The 20,795-nt window shown below is 75.6% G+C and carries 19 protein-coding genes; 8 read left to right on the forward strand and 11 right to left on the reverse strand.

From position 1 onward, the window contains the following. Nucleotides 1-37: 37 nt before the first annotated feature. From FMM08_RS22030 to ppsA, 5 genes are all read left to right on the forward strand, one after another. A complete protein-coding gene (locus FMM08_RS22030) occupies nt 38-706 on the forward strand; it encodes a VOC family protein (RefSeq protein ID WP_187279932.1) in 669 nt (222 codons plus the stop codon). Between the two features lie 33 nt (nt 707-739). Continuing rightward, nucleotides 740-1,213: an acyl-CoA thioesterase gene (locus FMM08_RS22035; protein WP_147928505.1), complete on the forward strand. Its 474-nt coding sequence runs from the start codon at nt 740-742 to the stop codon at nt 1,211-1,213. A 148-nt stretch (nt 1,214-1,361) separates the two neighbouring features. Then, nucleotides 1,362-2,054: a phosphoenolpyruvate carboxykinase (ATP) gene (locus FMM08_RS22040; RefSeq protein ID WP_187279933.1), complete on the forward strand. Its 693-nt coding sequence runs from the start codon at nt 1,362-1,364 to the stop codon at nt 2,052-2,054. Beyond that, nucleotides 2,045-2,932 (forward strand): pyruvate, water dikinase regulatory protein, encoded by an 888-nt coding sequence (locus FMM08_RS22045; RefSeq protein ID WP_222711082.1) that lies wholly within the window; start codon nt 2,045-2,047, stop codon nt 2,930-2,932. The genes FMM08_RS22040 and FMM08_RS22045 overlap by 10 nt, the downstream gene beginning before the upstream one ends. Further along, the gene (ppsA, locus tag FMM08_RS22050; protein ID WP_147928507.1) at nt 2,929-5,376 is read left to right on the forward strand and encodes a phosphoenolpyruvate synthase; all 2,448 of its coding nucleotides are present in this window, start codon (nt 2,929-2,931) and stop codon (nt 5,374-5,376) included. Before FMM08_RS22045 ends, ppsA begins: the two co-directional genes overlap by 4 nt. A gap of 41 nt (nt 5,377-5,417) precedes the next feature. Here the strand turns inward: ppsA and FMM08_RS22055 are convergent, their stop codons facing one another. The 7 genes from FMM08_RS22055 to FMM08_RS22085 all read right to left on the reverse strand — a co-directional run bounded on the left by FMM08_RS22055 (nt 5,418) and on the right by FMM08_RS22085 (nt 11,873). Further along, nucleotides 5,418-6,467 (reverse strand): Gfo/Idh/MocA family protein, encoded by a 1,050-nt coding sequence (locus tag FMM08_RS22055; protein WP_222711083.1) that lies wholly within the window; start codon nt 6,465-6,467, stop codon nt 5,418-5,420. Then, the gene (locus FMM08_RS22060) at nt 6,464-7,498 is read right to left on the reverse strand and encodes a Gfo/Idh/MocA family oxidoreductase (protein ID WP_222711084.1); all 1,035 of its coding nucleotides are present in this window, start codon (nt 7,496-7,498) and stop codon (nt 6,464-6,466) included. The genes FMM08_RS22055 and FMM08_RS22060 overlap by 4 nt, the downstream gene beginning before the upstream one ends. Further along, complete coding sequence (locus tag FMM08_RS22065; protein ID WP_222711085.1) at nt 7,495-8,700, reverse strand: Gfo/Idh/MocA family protein; 1,206 nt, start codon at nt 8,698-8,700, stop codon at nt 7,495-7,497. The genes FMM08_RS22060 and FMM08_RS22065 overlap by 4 nt, the downstream gene beginning before the upstream one ends. A 110-nt stretch (nt 8,701-8,810) precedes the next feature. Beyond that, complete coding sequence (locus FMM08_RS22070) at nt 8,811-9,824, reverse strand: LacI family DNA-binding transcriptional regulator (protein WP_222711086.1); 1,014 nt, start codon at nt 9,822-9,824, stop codon at nt 8,811-8,813. Nucleotides 9,825-9,904: 80 nt separating this feature from the next. Next, nucleotides 9,905-10,585 carry a DUF3618 domain-containing protein gene (locus tag FMM08_RS22075; protein ID WP_147928508.1) on the reverse strand — a complete coding sequence of 227 codons (681 nt, stop codon included), beginning with the start codon at nt 10,583-10,585 and terminating at the stop codon, nt 9,905-9,907. Beyond that, nucleotides 10,582-11,022 carry a phage holin family protein gene (locus tag FMM08_RS22080; RefSeq protein ID WP_147928509.1) on the reverse strand — a complete coding sequence of 147 codons (441 nt, stop codon included), beginning with the start codon at nt 11,020-11,022 and terminating at the stop codon, nt 10,582-10,584. Before FMM08_RS22080 ends, FMM08_RS22075 begins: the two co-directional genes overlap by 4 nt. Beyond that, nucleotides 11,019-11,873, reverse strand: a complete 855-nt coding sequence (locus tag FMM08_RS22085) for a hypothetical protein (protein ID WP_147928510.1) — start codon at nt 11,871-11,873, stop codon at nt 11,019-11,021. Before FMM08_RS22085 ends, FMM08_RS22080 begins: the two co-directional genes overlap by 4 nt. A 437-nt stretch (nt 11,874-12,310) precedes the next feature. Here FMM08_RS22085 and FMM08_RS22090 point away from each other — a divergent pair, with 437 nt between their 5' ends. Beyond that, nucleotides 12,311-13,669: an alpha-galactosidase gene (locus FMM08_RS22090; protein ID WP_147928511.1), complete on the forward strand. Its 1,359-nt coding sequence runs from the start codon at nt 12,311-12,313 to the stop codon at nt 13,667-13,669. On the opposite strand, the gene FMM08_RS22095 is transcribed toward FMM08_RS22090, so the two are convergent. The 4 genes from FMM08_RS22095 to FMM08_RS22110 form a co-directional block, all read right to left on the reverse strand. Further along, nucleotides 13,645-14,535 (reverse strand): sugar phosphate isomerase/epimerase family protein, encoded by an 891-nt coding sequence (locus tag FMM08_RS22095; RefSeq protein ID WP_255472689.1) that lies wholly within the window; start codon nt 14,533-14,535, stop codon nt 13,645-13,647. The two genes, FMM08_RS22090 and FMM08_RS22095, sit on opposite strands and share 25 nt — an antisense overlap. Continuing rightward, a complete protein-coding gene (locus FMM08_RS22100) occupies nt 14,532-15,434 on the reverse strand; it encodes a sugar phosphate isomerase/epimerase family protein (protein ID WP_222711087.1) in 903 nt (300 codons plus the stop codon). Before FMM08_RS22100 ends, FMM08_RS22095 begins: the two co-directional genes overlap by 4 nt. Nucleotides 15,435-15,439: 5 nt before the next feature. Beyond that, nucleotides 15,440-16,468, reverse strand: coding sequence for a Gfo/Idh/MocA family protein (locus tag FMM08_RS22105; protein ID WP_147928512.1), 1,029 nt, complete (start codon nt 16,466-16,468; stop codon nt 15,440-15,442). A gap of 162 nt (nt 16,469-16,630) precedes the next feature. Then, nucleotides 16,631-17,845 (reverse strand): phytanoyl-CoA dioxygenase family protein, encoded by a 1,215-nt coding sequence (locus FMM08_RS22110; protein ID WP_187279934.1) that lies wholly within the window; start codon nt 17,843-17,845, stop codon nt 16,631-16,633. A 148-nt stretch (nt 17,846-17,993) separates the two neighbouring features. Here FMM08_RS22110 and FMM08_RS22115 point away from each other — a divergent pair, with 148 nt between their 5' ends. After that, the gene (locus FMM08_RS22115) at nt 17,994-19,049 is read left to right on the forward strand and encodes a LacI family DNA-binding transcriptional regulator (RefSeq protein WP_147928513.1); all 1,056 of its coding nucleotides are present in this window, start codon (nt 17,994-17,996) and stop codon (nt 19,047-19,049) included. A 148-nt stretch (nt 19,050-19,197) separates the two neighbouring features. Continuing rightward, nucleotides 19,198-20,784, forward strand: coding sequence for a methyl-accepting chemotaxis protein (locus FMM08_RS22120; protein WP_147928514.1), 1,587 nt, complete (start codon nt 19,198-19,200; stop codon nt 20,782-20,784). The last annotated feature ends 11 nt before the right edge of the window (nt 20,785-20,795 follow it).

The raw sequence follows: 20,795 nt of genomic DNA on the forward strand, positions 1-20,795 counted from the left end.
CGGGCAGGTCAGGGCGGTGCTGGCTAGCCTGCGAGGGGTGGACCGCACGCCGCTCGACGCCGACTCCGCACGGGCCGCCCTGGACCGCCTCCCGGACTGGCGGGCCCGCCTCGGGGCGCTGCGCACGGCGTTCCGCGCGCCGTCGTCAGCGGTCGCCCTGCAGCTCGTGGCGGCGGTCGGGGAGCTGTCCGAGGAGCTCGACCACCACCCCAGCCTCGACTGGCGCTACGACCTAGTGTTCGTCAGCTGGACCACGCACAGCGCCGGCTGGCGCGTGACGGCCTTCGACGTGGCCGCCGCCGAGCGCACCTCCGCGCTCGCGGCCGCGCTGGGGGCCGCCGCCGAGCCGGCGCTGCCCCGCTCCCTCGAGCTGGCGCTCGACACCGCCGACCCGGCGCCGCTGCGCGGCGTGTGGGCGGCGGCGCTGGGCTACGTCCAGCGCCCCGGCGACGAGGACTCCCTGCACGACCCGCACGACCGCGGGCCGTCGGTGTGGTTCCAGCGCACGGACACCCCCGCGCCCAGCCGCTGGCACCTCGACGTCAGCGTCGCCGCGGAGGTCGCCGGCGCCGTCGTCGAGGCCGCAGTCTCCGCGGGTGCCGCGGTGGACGCCTCGGAGGCACCCGCGTTCACGGTGCTGACCGACCCCTGCGGAGACCGGGTGTGCATCTGCACCCCCCTCGGGCGGGCCGACCCCACCTCCTGATCACCGTGAGGGCCGCCAGGTAGCGTCGTCGCCGTGTTCGGCCCAGGAGACCGTGGAGACGACGTCGCCCCCATCAGCCACCGCACCCGCACCTGGGTGAGGCAGGAGCACCTCAACGCCAACGGCACCACCTCCGCCGGCAGCATCGTGCGCTGGGTGGACGAGGAGGCGGCGATCTACGCGATCCTCCAGCTGGGCAGCCACCGCGTGGTCACCAAGCTCATCTCCTCCGCCGTCTTCGAGGCGCCGGCGGAGCTGGGCGACCTGGTGGAGCTGGGCCTGCGGGTGGTCCGCTTCGGGCGCACCTCCATCACCATGCGCGCCGAGGTCCGCAACATGATCACGCGGGAGCCGATCGTCACGATCGACGAGATCGTGTTCGTCAACCTCGGCGAGGATGGGCGCCCGGCCCCCCACGGGTACACCGAGGTCACGTACGCGCGCGACAGGGTGCCGCGGCACCGGATGCCCGCAGCCGGCTTCCCGCGGCCCGACGAGACGCCCTGACGGCCCGCGGTGGCCGGGGACCGTCCACCGGTGGAGCTTCATGACAGAGACGCAAGAACTGCGGAACTTGACGCTCTGAAGGCCTGTCGGCGCCGTTCGTCTTCGTCCCATCCTCGGAGTCCCTTCCCTCCGGACCCGAGGAGACCGCGTGACCGTCCTCGCGCAGCGCCACAGCCCCAGCACCGAGGCCCGTCGGGCCGCCGCGCCCCGCGACCTGCCCGCCTGGGAGGCGCGCGTCCGGCGCATCCTGCGCCCGGCGGCGGTGGAGCTGGTCGACGGCTCGAGGGAGCAGCGGCAGCGGCTGGTCGCCGCGGGCGTGCGCCAGGGGACGCTCCGAGGACCCGCCGAGGCGGCGGCGGACCTGTCGTCCCTCCCGCTCGACGACCTGCTCGTCCCGGAGCTGCGCGACCTGCGCGACTTCGACGCCGCCGCCGGCCCCGGCACCCCCGAGCCGGCGGACGAGGAGCAGCGCGAGGCTGAGGCGCTGCGGCTGCTGAGCGGCGCCGCGCGCGGACGCACCGCCTGGGTGGTGCCCTTCGCCGTCGAGCCCCTCGGCGCCGCCGGGGCGTCCGGTCCTGCGCTGGGAGTCCTCTTCACCGACTCCCGGGTGGCCGTGCTGGCCGTCCAGGACGAGGCGCGCGTGGGAGCGGAGGCCCTGGCGCGCATCGAGGCGGGGGAGCCGTGGACGGCGCTCGTGCACTCGCTGGGCGTTCCCCTGGACGACGAGCACGGCCACGCGCTGCGCGAGGACGAGGCGTGGCCGACCGGCACCCGGCTGCGGGTCCGGCTGCGCGGCGGCACGGAGGTCTGGAGCTGCGGGTCCCCCGTCGCGTGGAGCTGACGGGCGCGGGGCCCGTCGGACCCGCGGCACCCGGCGCGGTGCCGGTGCGGCGCGCGGCGTTCTTCGTCTCGGACAGCACCGGCATCACCGCGCAGACCCTCGGCAGCGCCCTGCTCGCCAACTTCCCCGGCGTGCTGTTCGTCCGCCGCACGCTCCCCTTCGTCGTCGGTGAGCAGGGGGCGGCGCAGGTGGTGCGGGCGCTGGAGCGGGCGCAGGCCGCGGGCCTCGCGCCGGTCGTGTTCACCACGGTCAAGGACCCGGTGGTCCGCGCCGCCCTGGCCAGCGCGCCGGGCGCGCGGATCGACCTGCTCGGCGGGCACCTCACCGAGCTGGAGGAGGTGCTCGGCACCACGGCCTCGGAGCAGCTGGGGCAGTTCCACACCCTCGGCGACACCACGGCGTACTTCGCGCGGATGCGCGCCGTGGAGTTCGCCATCGAGCACGACGACGGGCAGAGCACCCGGGCCCTGGACCAGGCAGAAGTGATCATCATCGCCCCGAGCCGCTGCGGCAAGACGCCCACCACGATGTACCTCGCGCTGCAGCACGGGGTGCTCGTGGCCAACTACCCCCTCACCGACGAGGACTTCCCCACCGACGGGCTGCCACCGCTGGTCGCCCCGTACGCCAGCCGCTGCTTCGGGGTGACCACCACGCCGCTGCGGCTCAGCCAGGTGCGGCACGAGCGCCGCCCGCAGTCCCGCTACGCCAGCCTCGCCCAGTGCACGCTCGAGCTGCGCCGCGCCGAGCAGCTCTACCAGCGCAACCGGGTCCCCTTCGTGAACTCCTCCACCAAGAGCGTGGAGGAGATGTCCGCCGTGATCCTCCAGTCCCTCGAGCTGCGCCGCGAGCGCCTGTCCGGAGATGAGCCGTCATGACCGACGTCCTGTGGTTCGAGCAGATCACCATGACCGACCTGCCCCGGGTGGGCGGGAAGAACGCGTCGCTGGGGGAGATGGTCAGCCACCTGGCCTCCCTCGGCGTGAGGGTGCCCGGCGGCTTCGCCACCACCTCCGACGCCTACCGGCGCTTCCTGGCGCACGAGGGTCTGGACGCCCGCATCGCGGAGGCGGTCGGCGCGGTGGACGTCGAGGACGTCACCCAGCTGGCGCGGGTCGGGGCGCAGGTCCGCGGCTGGGTGGAGGCGCAGCCGTTCCCCGCCGACCTGGAGGCGGAGGTCCGCAGCGCGTACGCCGTCCTCCTGGAGCGCGAGGCGGACCCGGAGTCCGTGACCTGGGCCGTGCGCTCCTCGGCCACCGCCGAGGACCTCCCCGACGCCTCCTTCGCCGGCCAGCAGGAGACCTTCCTCAACGTGGGCGGCGTGGAGAACGTGCTCGCCGCCGTCCGCAGCGTGTACGCCTCCCTCTACAACGACCGCGCCATCGCCTACCGCGCCCACCACGGCTTCGACCACGACGTCGCGCTGTCGGCCGGCGTGCAGCGCATGGTGCGCTCGGACGTGGGCGCCTCCGGGGTGCTCTTCACGGTGGACACCGAGTCGGGCTTCGACGAGGTGGTCTTCGTGACCAGCTCCTACGGGCTCGGGGAGGCCGTGGTGCAGGGGGCGGTGAACCCGGACGAGTTCTACGTCTCCAAGCGGGCCCTGCGCGCCGGGCGGCCCGCGGTGCTGAGCCGCTCGGTGGGGGAGAAGGCCGTCGCGATGCGGTACACCGACTCCCGCGCGGCCGGGGCCAGCACCGCCTTCGAGGACGTCCCGGCGGACCTGCGCCGCAGCTTCTCGCTGACCGATGCCGAGGTCGAGCAGCTCGCCCGCCACGCCCTCGTCATCGAGGAGCACTACGGACGCCCGATGGACGTCGAGTGGGCCAAGGACGGCGTGGACGGCCAGCTCTACGTGCTGCAGGCGCGCCCGGAGACCGTGGTCTCGCGGGCGGACCACGGCGCCCTGCGCCGCTTCGAGCTGCAGGGCAGTGGTGACGTGCTGGTCTCCGGGCGGGCCATCGGCCAGCGCATCGGTGCCGGGGCCGTGCGGGTGCTGCGCAGCGTGGAGCAGATGCACGAGTTCCGCGCGGGCGACGTGCTCGTGGCCGACATGACCGACCCCGACTGGGAGCCGGTCATGAAGCGCGCCAGCGCCATCGTCACCGACCGCGGCGGGCGCACCTGCCACGCCGCGATCATCGCCCGCGAGCTGGGCATCCCCGCCGTCGTCGGCACCGGAGACGCCACCCGCCTGCTCGCCGAGGGCGCCGAGGTGACCGTCTCGTGCGCCGAGGGCGACACCGGGCTGGTCTACGACGGGCTGCTGCCCTTCGAGGAGGTCGTCACCCACCTCGACGCCATGCCCGAGCCTCCGGTCAAGGTCATGATGAACGTCGGGACGCCGGACCAGGCCTTCGCCTTCTCCCGGCTGCCGCACGCCGGCGTGGGCCTGGCGCGCTTGGAGTTCATCATCAACCGGCAGATCGGGGTGCACCCCCGCGCGCTGCTCGAGGTGGACTCCCTGCCCGACGACGTCGCTGCGCAGGTGGAGCGGCGCACCGCCGCGCACCCCTCCCCGCGGGAGTACTTCGTGCGCCGGGTGGCCGAGGGGGTCTCCACCATCGCGGCGGCGTTCTGGCCCGAGCCCGTCATCGTGCGCCTGAGCGACTTCAAGTCCAACGAGTACGCCAACCTGCTGGCCGGAGACCTCTACGAGCCGCACGAGGAGAACCCGATGCTGGGCTACCGCGGTGCCTCGCGGTACCTCTCGCCGGACTTCGCCGCGTGCTTCCAGATGGAGTGCGAGGCGCTGCTCCACGTGCGCGACGCCATGGGCTTCACCAACGTCAAGGTGATGGTGCCGTTCGTGCGCACCCTCGCCGAGGGCGAGGCCGTGGTCGAGCTGCTCGCGCAGAACGGCCTCGTGCGCGGCGAGAACGGCCTCGAGGTGGTGATGATGTGCGAGCTGCCCTCCAACGCGCTGCTGGCGGAGCAGTTCCTCGAGCACTTCGACGGCTTCTCCATCGGCTCCAACGACATGACGCAGCTGACCCTCGGGCTCGACAGGGACAGCGCCCTGGTGGCCGCGGGCTTCGACGAGCGCGACCCCGCCGTCCTCACGCTGCTGTCGATGGCGATCAGCGCCGCGCGCGAGCGCGGCAAGTACGTCGGCATCTGCGGGCAGGGCCCGAGCGACCACCCCGACCTCGCGGAGTGGCTGGTCGACCAGGGGATCTCGTCGGTCTCCCTCAACCCCGACACGGTGGTGGCCACCTGGCTGCGCCTCGCCGAGCGCGCCGCCACCGCGCCTGCGGCGGCGGGGGACGATGACGCGCCCCTGCTCCTCGACCTGGCGCCGGAGAGCGCCGGAGTCCGCTGAGGCCCTGGGCCCGGGACGCGCGAAGCGTCCCGGGCCCGGGGTCAGCGGGTGGCGGCGGCCACGGCGTCGAGGGCGCGCAGCGTGGCCAGCGACTGCGCGAGGGGTCGCAGCGGGGTCTCGGTGAGGCCGGCGGCCACGCAGCGCGCCACCTCGGCCGCCTGCCAGAACAGACCGGCGTGCCCGGTCTCGGGCTCGCGGCGAACGACCGGGTCGGGACGCGCTCCCGACCCGCCCGCAGGGACGACCACGACGTCGCCGGAGGCGTAGAAAGGACCGGGCAGCCGCAGCGTGGCGCGGTCGCCGACCACGTGGGCGGTGGTCGGGGTGTCGCCCAGGAGCGTCGTGTGCACCGCGGACAGCGCCGGACCACCCCCCTCGCGGCCGGTGTGCTGCAGCACCGCGCCGACCTGCCCCAGCACGCCGCTGGGGTGGGGGACGCCGACGGCGGAGGCCGCGGTCACCTCGCCGAGCACCCAGGTGGCCAGCGCCAGGGGGTAGGTGGCGAGGTCGAGCAGGGGCCCGCCGTGCTGCGCCGGGTCGAAGACGCGGTGGTGCGGGTCGAAGTGCTCCCCGAGGTCGGCGTCGACGGCGGAGACGCGCCCGAGGACGCCGTCGTCCAGGAGCTGGCGGACCACGTCCCAGCGCGGCAGGTACGCGCTCCAGAAGGCTTCGGCGCAGAACACGCCCGCGGCGCGGGCAGCGTCGGCGACCCGCTGGCCCTGCGCGGCGTCGAGGGCGAGCGGCTTCTCCACCAGCACGGGCTTGCCCGCCTCGATCGCGGCCAGCGCGCCGGCGAGGTGGTCGGCGTGGCCGGTGGCCACGTAGACGACGTCGACGCCGGGGTCGGCCACCAGATCCGCCCAGCTGCCGTGCGCCCTCTCGACACCCAGGCGCTGCGCGGCGTCGCGGGCGCGGTCGCCGCTGCGGGACCCGAGGGCGCTGACGTCCTGGCGGGTGCCGGCGCGCAGAGCCCCGACGAACCGCTCCACGATCCAGCCGGTACCCATGACGCCCCAGCGCAGCACCGGCGCGTCCCTCGGGTCGGGGGTGCGGGGCTCGGGCAGCGCGCTGGGCAGCGCCGGCCGGCTCACGACGGCACCTCCACGGAGGTCCACGGGCCCGCACCGTCGACGGCGGCGCGCATCGAGCGGACCGCGGCGTCGCACACGGCCGCTGCCACGAGACCGTCCCGCGCGGTGGCGAGGGCGGGTGCCTCCAGGCCGCGCACGCCGTCCACCCACGCCTGCAGCTCGCGCCGGTAGGCCTCGGCGAACCGCGGCCGCCAGTCGGCCGCGAAGGCGCTGGTCCGGGACAGGTCCGAGGTGCGCGTGGTCAGCGAGGTGGTCTGGACGGCCTCCGACAGCGCCAGCGCACCGCTCCGGCCGACCACCTCGCAGCGGATGTCGTAGCCGTAGCGGGCGTTCAGCAGCACCTCGACGGTCGTGAGCACGCCGTCGGCCGTGCGCAGGAGCAGCAGCTGGGGGTCCTGCAGGTCGCTGGTCCCCGTCGTCCGCCCGGGCGCCTGCCAGCACACCGCGGTGACGGGCGAGCCGAGCAGCCACGGCACGGAGTCGGCCTCGTGGACGAAGGAGCCGGTGATGAGGCTCTCGGACGTGGCTCCCGGGCCGGCGGTCACCCCGCGGCTCGTGCCGTGGACGAGCAGGGGCTCTCCGACGGCGCCGCGGTGCAGCGCCTCGCGCAGCTCGACGTGCGCCGGGTCGACCCGGCGCATGAACCCCAGGGCCACCAGGTGGGCGGTGCCGTCAGCGTCCAGGGCGCGCACCACGCGGGCCGCCTCCTCCAGCGACGGCGCCAGCGGCTTCTCGCACAGCACCGGCTTGCCCGCCGCTGCCGCGGCGAGCACCAGCGCGGCGTGGGTGGCGTCGGCCGAGGCGACGACCACGGCGTCGACGTCGTCCTCGGCGACGAGCGCCGGACCGTCCGGGCTGGTCAGCGCCCCCAGCTCCTCGGCGAGCGCGGTCGCCCGGCCGGGGTCGAGGTCGGTGAGGCGGGTCAGCTCCGCGCCCGACACCTGGCGCGCCAGCAGGCGTGCGTGGTCGGTGCCCATGACCCCGCAGCCGACCACCCCGACCCGCAGGGCCGACCTCGTGGTGGCGCTCACGCGACCGGCTCCCAGCTGCCGCTGGTCACCGAGCGGCCCATGGCGTCGAGCGCCCGGGCGCTGGCGACGGCGTCGTCGAGGGTGGCGGGGCCCTGCTCGGGGGGTGACGACGGATCGGCGGCGGTGCGCAGGAAGCGGGCGGCCTCCACCACCTTGAGGTCGTCGTAGCCCATGGCGATGGCGGCACCGGGCTGGAAGGCCGCGTAGTCGCCGTGACCGGGACCGACGAAGAGCGTCTGCGTGGGCGCGTCCTGGTAGAGCACCGACCCGTCGCCGCCGCGGCCCCCGCTGACGCTCAGCTCGCCCGTGCGGCGGAAGTCCCACCGCAGCACGCCGCGGGTGCCCGCCACCTCGAAGCCGTAGGTGTTCTGCTCGCCCACCGCCACGCGGCTGGCCTCCAGGACGCCGCGCGCTCCGGAGGCGAAGCGCAGCAGCGCCGTCACGGCGTCCTCGTTCTCGACGTCGCCCATCGCGGTGCCCTCGCCCAGCGCGACGCGCTGGTGGCCGGCGGTCGCCCCGGACGGCACGGCCCGCTGCGGGATGAAGACGGCGGTGTCGGCGACCACGGCGCTGATGTCGCCCACCAGGTACCGGGCCAGGTCGACCCCGTGGGAGGCCAGGTCCCCCAGCACCCCGGCCCCGCCGCGCTCGCGGGAGTACCGCCAGCTGAGGGCTCCTGTCGGGTCGGCGGCGTAGTCGGACAGCAGCCGCACCCTCACGCTCTCGACGTCACCGACCTCGCCGGCGGCGACCCTCCGGCGCGCCTCCTGCACGGCGGGCGCCCAGCGGTAGTTGAAGCCGACGGCCGCGCGCACGCCGGCGGAGGCCACGGCGTCGCGCACCGCAGCGGCGTCGTCGGCGGACAGGCCCACCGGCTTCTCGATCCAGAGGTGCTTCCCGGCCTCCGCCACCGCCGTGCCGATCTCGCGGTGCAGGAAGTTCGGCGCGGTGACGCTGACCGCCTCCACGCGCGGGTCGGTGAGCACCTCGCGCCAGTCGCGGACCGCCGAGGCGAAGCCGTACTGGGCCGCGGCGGCCTCGGCGCGCCCGGGGACCTCATCGGCCACGGCCACCAGCTCGGGCCGCACGCCCAGCTCGGGGAAGTGGTGGGGCACCCTCGCGTAGGACTGGGCGTGCACCCGCCCCATCCACCCGAAGCCCACCACGGCCACACCCAGCGGGCGCTGCGCTGCGCTCGTCACATCGACTCCTCGGCTCTGTGCTCATTCTCTCTTGGACCGGTCCAAGAAAGATGCCGATCGTGCCTGAGCCCGAGCCGCGGAGTCAACGGCGCGAGGCCAGCGGTGGGGTGTCAGGAGTGCGGCGGCGGGGACGCCGTCGTCCGCCGTACCACCAGCGCCACCGGGGCCAGCACCGTGCGGCGCTCGCGGGAGCGGTCTGCGGTGCGCTCCAGCAGCAGGTCGACGGCGCCTGCGCCCACCGCGGCGCTGCTGGCGTCGACGGTCGTCAGCGCCGTGCCGTCGAGCCGCGCCGGTGCGACGTCGTCGAAGCCGACCACGGACACGTCCTCGGGCACGCGCAGCCCGAGCTGCGCCGCCGCGCGCAGCACGCCCAGCGCGGCCACGTCGGCAGCGGCGAACACCGCGGTCGGGCGCTCGTCCGCCGGCCGTGCCAGGAGCTCCAGCGCGGCCGCGTGGCCGGACTCCTCCGTCATCTCGACGCGCAGCACCTCGCCGGCAGCGCCCACCGCGGCCACCGCCCGGGTGAAGCTCTCCTGGCGCAGGCGCATGACCGCTCCGGCGGCACCGGCGAGGTGCGCCAGCCGTCGGTGGCCCAGCGCCAGCAGGTGCTCCGTGGCGAGGCGGGCACCGGCGGCGTCGTCCTGCACGCTGACGTCGACGTCGGGCAGGTCGACGTCGAGCGCCCCGGCGACCACGGTCGGCAGGCGGCGAGCCGCCTCCAGCACCGCGGGGGTGGGCTCCAGCGAGCCGACCAGCACCAGCCCGTCCAGGCGCAGGTCCACGAAGGTGTGCAGCACGCGCTCGTCGGCGGCGGCGTCCAGACGGGCGTCACCGAGCAGCATCGTGGCCCCGGCGGTGTGCAGCCGGGCGTGGACGGCCTCCAGGGCCTCGGCGTACCAGGGGTTGCGCAGGTCGTGCACGAGCACGCCGACCGCTCCGGTGCGCCGCGAGCTCAGGTGCCGGGCGGTGGCGCTGGGGCGGAAGCCCAGCTCCTCCACGGCCGCCAGCACCGCGGCGCGCTTCTCCTCGCGCACCATCGGTGACCCGTTGATGACCAGCGACACCAGCGACTTCGACACGCCCGCGCGCGCTGCGACGTCGCGGATCGTCGGTGGCCTCGGCACGAGCGCCGAGTGTGCCCGACGCTGCACCGCGGTGGCGCGGCCGGTCGGCGGGGGACCCGGCCGGGCCCCCCGCCGGCTGCTCAGGAGCGGCTGCTCTGGACGGTGTCCTTCGCGTCCGCGGCGCGCTGCTGCGTGGACCGGGCGGCCTCGGCGCCTTCGTCCTTGACCGTCGCCGCGGCGTCGGTGGCGGTCTCCTTGACCGCCTGCGCCGCCTGCGCCGCCGGCTCGCGGAGGTTGTCCGCCGCCTCCTTCGCGGCGTGGACGAGCGGCTCGGTGACCGTGCTCGCGTGCTCCTTCACCGCGGCGGCCGCCTGGGCCTCCTTGGAGCTGGCGGGCAGCAGCGACCCGATGAGCCAGCCCGCGCCCAGGGCGATGAGGCCGGCGGCCAGCGGGTTGCCGCGGGTCTTCTGCGCCGCGGCGGCGGGGGCGCCGTGGACGGCGTCCCCGACGCTGGATGCCGCACCGGAGACAGCTCCGCCGGTGGTGCTGGCCGTGTGCTGCGCGGACCCCATGACGCGGTCCCTCACACCACCGACGGCGCTGCTGACCGCACCCTTGACCTTGTCGGCCTGGCGCTGCGCGACGTTGGACGGGGCGGCGTAGTCGGTGAGGGCGTTGACGTCCTCGCTCATGCGGGCGCGCGTCGCGTCGATCTGCGCCCGGATGACGGCGGGGTCGTCGGAGGACGTGACGCCCGCGGCCGGGGCGATGTCCGGGACGGTGTGCGTGCTGGCGTACGGGTCGCTGGACGGGGTGCTCATCGGTGGTTCTCCTCCTCGTGGCCCTTCAGGGCGCTGGGCACCTTCTGCAGGGTGCTGGTGGTGTCAGGAAGGCCGCGCACGGCGCGCAGCTCGGAGCGGCCGCGCACCGCCAGGACGGCCGCGACGACGGCCCAGACGGCCGCCACGACGAGCGCGGACCAGCCGCGCCCGATGACCTCGCCCAGCCCCCACCACGCCGCGACGGAGAGGAACAGCAGGACGAAGTGGCCGGAGACGCCGGCGCCGGCGAGCAGGCCCGCGCCCTTGCCGGCGCGCTTGCCCGACTGCGTGGCCTCGGCCTTGGCCAGGGCGATCTCCTGGCGGACCAGGGTGGACAGGTCCTCGGTGACGGACGAGAACAGCTCGCCGAGGCCCTCGCGCTGACCGGCGCCGGCGCCAGGAGCGGCTGACGACCCGAGGTCGGGGGCGTGGCTCATCGCAGGGGCTCGTCCCAGCCGGGCACGGCGCCCTGGGGGGTGGCGCCGGTGCGGCCACCGGTGGCGCGGCCGGCGCTGCCGGGGCCGCCGATGAGCGGCTCCTCGGTGACGTCGAAGGTGTCCGTGGCGAGCGCCGGGGCGGGCCTCACCGGGGTGGCGGCCGGCACGGGGGCGGCGTTGGTGGACGCGTAGGTGGTGCCTGCTGCCGGGAGGGTCGTCCCGGTGCTCTGCGAGCCGGTGGCCTGGTCGTGCGCGGCGGCACCGAGGCCACGGGTGAGGCGTCCGGCCACCAGCCCGACGCCCGCCGCGATGGCGAGGAACGCCACCGGGCGGCGGCGGGCGAAGCCCTGCACCTCCCGCAGCACGTCGGAGGGCTCGCGCTCCTCCAGCCACGAGCCGACCGCGCCGACCCGCTGGGAGGCCTGGTGCACGAGGTCGGTGGCCACGCCGCTGCCGGCGCGCCCCTCGGCCAAGCCCTTGAGCTCCTCGGCGAGCGCACCGAGGCCGGAGGCGGCCTGCCGCTGGCCGGCCGAGGTCTGCTCGGTGAGCTGGCTGCGGGTCTGGTGCAGCAGGTCCTTGGCCTGGCGACCGGCCTCGGAGGCCACCTGCGAGGCCTGCTCTCCGGCGGTGCCCGCCACGTGCTTGCCCTGCTGAGCGGCCTCGGAGGCCACACCGGCGGCCTCGGACTTCGCCGCACCGGTGGTGCTGGACCCCCCGCCGGTGGGCGAGCCACCCTCGGACGGGCCGTCGACGGCGACGGCTCCGGTGCGGGTGCCGGTGTAGGTGATGGGACCGGTGGTGAGCGGATCGCGCAGCTCGTCGGCGCGAGGGCGGTCGGCGGGAACGGACACGGGGGACCTCCTGTGGTGATCAGCGGATGGGAACGACGACGCATCGGAGCGCCCCGGTGCGTCGACAGGGCCGGCGCGCCGGGACGGCGGAAGGCGAGGACGAGCAGCGGTGGCCGCCGACGCGGCACCGCGGGGTGGCGGTGCGCCGGCGGTGCGGCTCGTCGAGCGGTGGAGCGGGTGGGCCGCTACGCCGCGGCTGGGGCCGGTGGACCGTGCGGCACGGGGCAGCGGAGCGGTCCGGTGCGGAGCGCGTACGACACGGGGCCTCCCGGCGGGGCCGTCCCCCGGGCCGCCGGCGCTCAGAACTGAACGCGGCCGGTGTGACGGCGGTCACGACGTTGCCACGTCCGCGCAGGTGGCGCCACACGAGCGCCGGGGGACCTCGACGACCGCGGGCCAGGTCTGCCCGCGGCGGGCGCCCCTGGCAGGGTTGCCGGATGATCGCGAGCACGCCGCCGCGCGGCTGGAACAGCTGGGACTGCTTCGGCACCACCGTCACCGAGGACGAGGTGCTCGCCAACGCGGAGGTCCTCGCCCGCGAGCTCGCGCCGGCCGGGTGGGACACCGTCGTCGTCGACATCCAGTGGTACGAGCCGGTGGTGCAGGCCGGTGGCTACCGGTCGGTCTCGGAGCCGGTGCTGGACGCGTGGGGGCGGCAGCTGCCCGCCCCGAACCGCTTCCCGTCCGCCGCCGACGGCGCGGGGTTCGCGCCGCTGGCCGAGCGCGTGCACGCCCTCGGCCTGCGCTTCGGGGTGCACCTCATGCGCGGCGTCCCGCGCCGGGCGGTGGAGCTCGACCTGCCCGTGGTCGGCGCGGACGGGCCGACGGGCAGCACCGCCCGCGACATCGCCGTCCCCGAGGACGCCTGCGCGTGGAACCCCGACAACGTCGGCGTCGACCTCGACCACCCGGCGGGTCAGGCCTGGTACGACGGGGTGGTCGGCCAGCTCGCCGCCTGGGGCGTCGACTACCTCAAGGTCGACGACCTGCTCTTCCCCTTCCACGAGCGCGACCTCGCGGCCGTGGCGCTCGCCATCCGGCGGTCGGGCCGCGACATCGCCCTGTCGACCTCACCGGGCACCCGCGTCTCCCTGGCCCGGCTGCCCGTCCTGCGCGAGCACGCCACCGCCTGGCGGGTCAGCGACGACCTCTGGGACCGCTGGGAGGACGTCCACGAGCAGTTCCAGCGCGCCGCCCGCTGGGCACCGCACCAGCAGCCCGGCAGCTGGGCGGACCTCGACATGCTCCCGCTGGGCCGCATCGGCATCCGCGCGGAGCGAGGGGAGGACCGCCAGAGCCGCCTCACCCCCGACGAGCAGCGCACGCTGGTGGCGCTGTGGTGCTTCGCCCGGTCACCGCTCGTGCTGGGCGGTCACCTGCCCGACACCCCCGCCGACGTCCTCGAGCTGCTGCGCCACCCCGCGCTCCTGGCCGTCCACGCGCGCGGCGACGGCCGCGAGCTGGTGCGCGACGACGACCTCGTCGTCTGGGCCGCCGACGTGGCCCCCGAGGACGCCGACGGCCCCGACGACGCCGACGCGCAGGGGTGGCGCGCCGTGGCCGTGTTCTGGCTCGGCGCGGAGCCGTCGGGCCCGCTGCGGCTGCTGCTCGCCGACCTCGGCACCTCGGGCGCGACGGCCGTCTCGGACGCCGGGGACGGACGCCCCGTCGCCGTCGACCAGGGGCAGGGCGGCCCCGCCGTGGTGGTGGAGGTCCCCGCCCACGGCGTGGTGCTGCTGCGCCTCGACCCCGACCTCGACGGCGGCGCCGGTCAGGCCAGCTCGGCGGCCAGCTGACGCAGGTGGTCGGCGCTCGCGGAGGCGTCGGCCACCGGTCCCTCGCCGTCCTCGGGGAGCAGCTGCAGCACGGTGTCCTGCTCGAGCACGAACCAGCCGTCGTACCCGGCGGCCAGGAGGGAGCGCAGCAGGGAGCGCACGTCGACGTCGCCCTGGCCGAGCGGGCGGTACAGGCCCTCCTGCACGGCCTGGTAGTAGGTCAGCTCGCCCCTCCGGACGCGCTGCGCGGTGGCGGCGTCGACGTCCTTGAGGTGCACGTGGCGGATCCGCTCGGGATGGGCCTGGGCCAGCGCGACCGGGTCGGTGCCGCCGATGAGCAGGTGGCCCGAGTCGAGGCAGAGCCCGACGTCGCAGCCGGCGAGGACGCGCTCGACGTCGTCCTCCGACTCCACCAGCGTGCCGACGTGCGGGTGCAGCACGGCCAGCACGCCCACGGCCGCGGCGGCGTCGCGCAGCCGCACGAGGTTGGTGAGCAGCGTGGTCCACCCGAGCTCGTCGAGCTCGACGCGCTCGTCGTACCCGGTCAGACCCGAGTCGGCGGACAGGACGACGACGCCGGCGCCGGCGGCCGTGAACGCCTCCAGCTCGGACTGGAGCGCGGGCAGCGGGTCGCGCTGGGGGTCGTGCAGCACGACGGGCACGAAGCCACCCACGGCCGCCAGCCCGTTCTCGCGCAGCACCGCGGCGCGGTCAGCGGGGTCGACGGGGAGGAACCCCTCGGGGCCGAACTCGGTGGCCGTCAGGCCGAGCTGGCGCATCTCGCGCAGCACGCGCTCCACGGGCAGCTGCGCGCCCCAGCCGGGCACCTCGCACACGCCCCACGTGATGGGGGCTCCAGCGATCTTCAGGGCGATCGGGTCGGTCACGAGGAGGCCTCCGCGGGCTGGGAGTCGGGCAGCGGGTCGGTCAGCGGGTCGGTCGGCGGGGAGAGCAGGACGGCGAGGGCGGCGTCGCGGGCGCGCACCAGCGCGTCGTCGAGGGAGAGGGCGCGGTGCTCGGCCGAGAGCGCCTCCACGCCCCACGGGCCCTCGAAGCCGGCGGCGCGGAGCACGCGCACGAAGCCGTGCAGGTCGAAGGAGCCCTCGCCGCAGTAGCGGCGGTGGTCGCGGGTGTCCTCGAAGAGGGTGCCGACGACGTCGGCGTCGGCGTCGTCGAGCTCCACCCCGACGACGACCGACCGCGGAGCCGGCGCCAGCGCGGCGGCGAGGTCGTCCATCGAGGTCCCTGCGCGGAAGACGTGCCACGCGTCCACCACCAGGCCGAAGGCGGGGTGGTCCACGGCGCGTGCCAGGTCAGCACCCGCGGGGATGCTGTCCACCGCCGACCAGGGCAGCGGCTCCAGGGCCAGGCGCGTGCCCGCGGCGGCTGCCTCCCCGGCGAGGGAGCGCAGGCGCGGCACGAGGTCGCCGGGGTGCCCAGCCGGAGGCGGGGTCGCCTTGACGAACGCCGCCCCCAGCGCACGGGCGGCGGCGAGCAGCAGGCCCCAGCGGGGCCGCCAGGCGCTGTCGTCGTCCCACCAACCGTCGAGCAGCTCCACCTCCACGTGGGCGAGCCCCTCGGAGCGCACCAGGTCGGCCAGGTCGGCCAGCCCCTCCGCGCTGAGGCCGTCGAGGTCGGCGTGGAGCAGGCCCAGGCCCACCCAGCCGGTGTCGGCGATGGCGCGGACCCGCTCCGCCAGGGGCAGGGGGCTGCGCTCGCGGTCACCAGCCGGCAGCGCGTCGCCCGCGGACGTCCAGCAGCTGGCGACGAGCGCCGGCGCGACCACCGCCGTCAGGCGGACAGGTCGACGCGGACGGTGCGGCCCTCGCGGGCCGAGACCCCGGCGGCGTCGGCGAGCACGAGGGCGGCGCGGCCGTCCTCGAAGCCGGGGCCGCTCAGCTCCCCTCCGCGCACCGCGGCCAGGAACGCCTCCAGCTCGGCGGCGTACGCCTGGGCGTAGCGCTCCAGGAAGAACGTCTGGAACGGGGCGCCGGAGTCTCCGGAGGTGCCGGTGGAGGAGCGGACGAGGGTGTCGGTGACGTTGCCGACGCTGAGGGTGCCCAGCGGGCCGGTGGCCTCCAGGCGCTGGTCGTAGCCGGCGGCGCAGTGGCGGGAGTTGGTGATGGTCACCGACTGCCCGCTCGCCCCGACCAGGGTGACGACCGCGCCGTCGTAGTCGTCGTGCTTCGCGATGACCTCGGAGAACTGCCGCAGTCCCACCGCGGTGACCGCGACGACGTCGGGGACGAACCAGCGCGCGGTGTCGAAGTCGTGGATGGTCATGTCGCGGAAGATGCCTCCGGAGACCGCGATGTAGTCCTCCGGGGCGGGCGCGGGATCGCGGCTGGTGATGGTCAGCTGCTCCAGCGGGCCGATCTCGCCTGCGGCCACGCGGCGGTGCAGCTCGGCGAAGTGCGGGTCGAAGCGGCGGTTGAACCCCAGGGCCACGGGAACCGACGAGGCGGCCGCGCGCTCGCGCAGGCCGTCGACGCGGGCGATGTCCAGGTCGATCGGCTTCTCGCACAGCACCGGCCTGCCGGCGTCCAGGCAGGCGGCGATGAGGTCGACGTGCGTGGAGGTGGGCGAGGCGACGACCACGGCGTCGACGTCGGCGGCGGTGATGGCCTCCACGGCGTCGGTGGTGGCCCTGGTCGACGGGCCCCCGAAGCGCTCGACCACGGACTGCGCGCCGGCGACGAACGGGTCGGCCACCACCTGCAGCACCGCGCCCTCGGAGCGGTGGATGCTCGCGGCGTGCACCTGGCCGATGCGGCCGCTGCCCACGAGGGCGATGCGCACGGGCGTGGCGGGGCTGGTCACCGGAGGGGCTCCTCGTCGTCGAGTTCGTGCGGGGCGCCCGCGGCGCTCGGGGCCGATGCTAGCCAGTTGTCATGTCATACCGTCAACCCCCACTGACCGTGATCATGGACGTTGCGAACACCCGCTGCACGCAGCGCCCATGATCACGGACGTCGGGGTGGGTCAGACGGCGGAGCGCCGGCGCGCGGCCTGCGCGTCGAGCGCCTCGGCCAGGCGGGCGGGCTCCCACCCCTCGCTCAGCGCCTGCCAGACCAGCTCGGCCTGCGTCTGGGGCGCCAGGCCGCCGATCGGCTGGTCCCGGTCGAGGTTGGTGGGGAAGGCGTACCCCTCGGCGGATGCGGCCACCGCGTTGCGCAGCGAGCGCTCGTCCGCACCCGCCGCCTTGCGGGCGAGCAGCACGGGGAACAGCGCCTTGGAGGCCGCCGTCCTGTCGACGTCCTCCATCGCCCGCCCGAAGCCCGACGAGACCTGCAGCAGGTTGGCCATCCGGCGCACGTCGGCGCTGCGGTTGGTGCCCGCCCCGTGGAAGAGCGCCGGGTTGAAGAAGGCCGCGTCGCCCTTCGCGAGCGGCAGCTGCACGGAGTTCTCGAGGAAGTACCCGGTGAACTCGCTCCGGTGGAAGGCGACGTAGCCGGCGGGGAACTTCTGCGAGTGCGGCAGGTACAGGGTCGGCCCGGTCTCCACGGGCATGTCCACGTGGGCCACCGCCCCCTGCAGCGTGAGCACCGGGGAGAGCGCGTGCACCTGCGCCGGGTAGGCGAGCGCCTGCGCCTGGTCCATGAAGCCCAGGTGGTAGTCGCGGTGGGCGGTCTGCGCCTGGCCGCCGGGGTTCACCACGTTGACCTGCGACGTCACCTGGTACCCGTGGCCCAGCCACGCCTCCGACACCAGCGCGAGCACGTCGTTGGCGTAGTACGCGGCGAAGACCTCGGGGGCGCGCACGGCCAGCTTGTCCAGGGCGCCCCACACCCTGTCGTTGGCCCCCGGCGCGGCGAAGTGGTCACCGGAGGCCGTGCCCGCGGCCTTCTGCTCCTCGACCATCGCGCTGAACGCGTCCGTCGCCGCGTCGACGACGGCGTGCTCGAAGGCCCCCTTGACGACGACGATCCCCGGGCCGTCCGCGAGGGCGCGCGCCAGCTCGGCCTGCACCTCCCGGCGGCCCCGCTCGGTGCCGGTGTGCTCGCCGAGCCCGGAGCCGTACACGAGGACGCCCTGCTCGAGGGCGTCGGCGTGCGGGTACTGGTCGAGGGCGGTCTCGGCCAGGCCGCCCTCGACCACCGCGCGGAAGTCGTCCAGCGAGCAGTCGGCGGGGGAGTACCAGCCCGTGGCGACGGTGGTGCGCGCCGGGGTGGTGGGGCGGAGCGGAGCAGTGGTCACGGGGGTGCCTCTCGTCGTCGAGGGTGCGGCGGCGCGGTGGTGGGGCAGGGAGGTGGGGCCGCCGGTGCCACGACGCTAGGTCGTCCGGCGCACCAGCGGACCGTCCGGATCCCTCAGGAAGACCTCAGCGGCGTGGTGTGCTGGGAGGGTGCGCCACCCGTTCCGCGTGCGTGAGATCGCCGCCCAGGCCGGCCTGTCCGAGGCCACCGTCGACAGGGCCCTGCACGGCCGCCCCGGCGTCCGCCCGTCCACGGCCCGGCAGGTGGAGCGCGCCATCGCCGACCTGCAGCGCCAGGCCGACCAGCTGCAGCTGGGCGGGCGGACCTGGGTGCTCGACGTGGTGGTCCAGGCCCCGCTGCGCTTCTCCGTGGAGGTGCGGGCAGCGCTGGAGGCGGAGCTGCCCGGTCTGCGGCCCGCGGTGGTCAGGGCCCGTTTCCACCTGCTCGACGGGTCGGACCCCGACCCCGTGGTGGCGGCCCTGCGCACGGTGGCGAGCGCCCGGTCCGACGGCGTGGTGCTGAAGGCCCCGCAGCATCCCGACGTGGTCGCCGCCGTCGCAGCGCTCGCGGAGGCGGGCGTTCCCGTGGTCACCCTCGTCACTGACCTGCCCGGGTCGGCGCGCACGGCCTACGTGGGTCTGGACAACCGCGGCGCCGGCCGCACGGCGGCGCACCTCGTGGACCAGTGGCTCGGCGCCGACCGCCCCGAGGGGGGCGACGTGCTCGTGGTGCGCAGCGGCAGCGCTGACCTCGGCGAGGACGAGCGCGCCGCCGGCTTCGCGGAGGTGCTGGCCGAGCGGCGGGTGCTCGAGGTCCGTGACGACGAGGTCGACCCGCGATCGGTGGTCGACGACCTCCGGGCCGCGCTGCAGAGGGACGACGACGGCGCGCCGGCGCCCGTGGTCGCCGCCGTCTACGCCATGTACGCCGGGGCGGGTGGCGCCACCGCCGTGCTCGATGCGCTGGCGCAGCACGGGCGTGCGCCGCGCGTCGTCGTCGTGCACGACCTCGCCGCGGAGCACCTGGGGCTGCTGCGCGCCGGACGCGTCTCGGCGGTGCTCCACCACGACCTGCGCCCCCACCTGCGCCGCGCCGCGCGGGTGCTCCTGCAGTCCCGTGGGGGCCTGCCGGGCCCGGTGCGCTCGTGGGCGTCCCCGGTGCAGGTGGTGACGCGCTTCAACGTGCCCCGCACCGGCGAGGGGTGAGGCGCGCCCTGCGTGTCTCCCCAACGGCAGATGGCGCCCTCCCCCGGAGGGATCAAGAACGGGCCCGTGGATCCCGATCACTGGGAGGAGTCGTCTGTCCGCGCCGCATGCAGGCCCTGCGCGCCCCGTCCCCGACCAGGAGGTCCCCGTGCTCCGTCGTCTCGCCGACCTCAGGATCGCCGTCAAGCTCGGCCTCGGCTTCGGGGTGGTGTGCCTGCTGCTGGTGGCGGTCAGCGCCATCGGCGTGGTCCGCCTCGGCCAGGCGCAGGCGCAGCTCGACTACCTGTCGACGAGCGGCTTGGAGTCCGTGGACGCCGCGGACAAGACGCAGAGCTCGTTCACGCAGGCCCGGCTCGACCTGGCCAACGCTGCGCTGACTCCGGACGCCGCCGGCACGGAGAAGGCGCTCGCCGAGCTGGACGCGGAGCAGGCGAAGCTGGACGAGCGGTGGAAGGCGTACCTGGCCAGCCAGCCGAGCACCACCCAGGCCCAGCAGGACGCCTTCACCACCGACCTCGCCACCTGGCGCGCCGCGGTCCAGCAGCTCGTGCCGCTCGCCAAGGCCAACGACCTGGCGGCGTTCGTCGCGCTGCGCGACTCCGACGCCACGCCGCCGGCCAGGTCCGCCGCCAAGGCGCTGGACGAGATCACGACCGTGGAGAAGGCGGCGGCGGTCGGGGTCGCGGACACGGCGAAGGCCGCCTACCACGCGGCGGTCGCGCTGCTGGTGGGCTGCTCGGTGCTGGCCGTCGCCCTGGCCGCAGGCATCGCCGTGGTGGTCTCCCGCTCGGTGACGCGCCCGCTGGGGAAGGTGGTGGAGGTCATGGCCGGCGTGGCCACCGGCCGCCTCGACGTGCGCGTGGGCCTCGACCGCAAGGACGAGGTCGGCCAGCTGGCCACCTCCACCGACACCTCCCTGGACGCCCTGGCCTCCGCCATGCGCGACATCACCGGCGAGGCCGCCGCCCTGGCGACCACCTCGACGTCCCTGGCGAGCGTGTCCGCCCAGATGGCCTCCGGCGCGCAGGAGGCCGCAGCCCAGTCCCAGGTGGTCGCCGCCGCCTCCGAGGAGGTCTCGGTCTCCATCTCCACCGTCGCCGCCGCTGGCGAGGAGATGACCGCCGCTATCGCCCAGATCGCCTCTGCCACCTCCGAGGCCTCCGCGATGGCGTCGAACGCCGTGGCCGCCGCCTCCTCCGCCGGCTCCGCCATCGAGCGGCTCGGCACCTCCAGCCAGGAGATCGGCGACGTCGTCAAGCTCATCACCTCCATCGCCGAGCAGACCAACCTCCTGGCCCTGAACGCCACCATCGAAGCCGCCCGCGCCGGGGAGATGGGCAAGGGCTTCGCGGTGGTCGCCGGGGAGGTCAAGGAGCTGGCCCGCCAGACCGCGGCGGCCACCGAGGAGATCGTGGCCAAGGTCAGCGCCACCCAGGGCGACGCCTCCGCCGCCGGGGCGGCGGTCCTGCAGATCGGTGAGGTGATCGCCCGCATCGACGAGGTGCAGTCCACGATCGCGGCGGCGGTGGAGGAGCAGTCGGCCACGACCTCCGAGATGGTCAGGAACGTCACCGAGGTCTCCACCGGGTCGGCGCAGATCTCGGAGAACATCGCCGGGATCGCCGCCGGCACCGAGCAGAACCGGGGCAGCGCGGCTCACACGGCCGGCACCGCAGCCGACCTGACCTCGGCTGCCTCGCGCCTGGCCGAGCTCACGGGGCGCTTCACCGTCTGAGGTGGTGGAAC

This window comes from Quadrisphaera setariae (assembly GCF_008041935.1).
GTDB classification, from domain to species: domain Bacteria; phylum Actinomycetota; class Actinomycetes; order Actinomycetales; family Quadrisphaeraceae; genus Quadrisphaera; species Quadrisphaera setariae.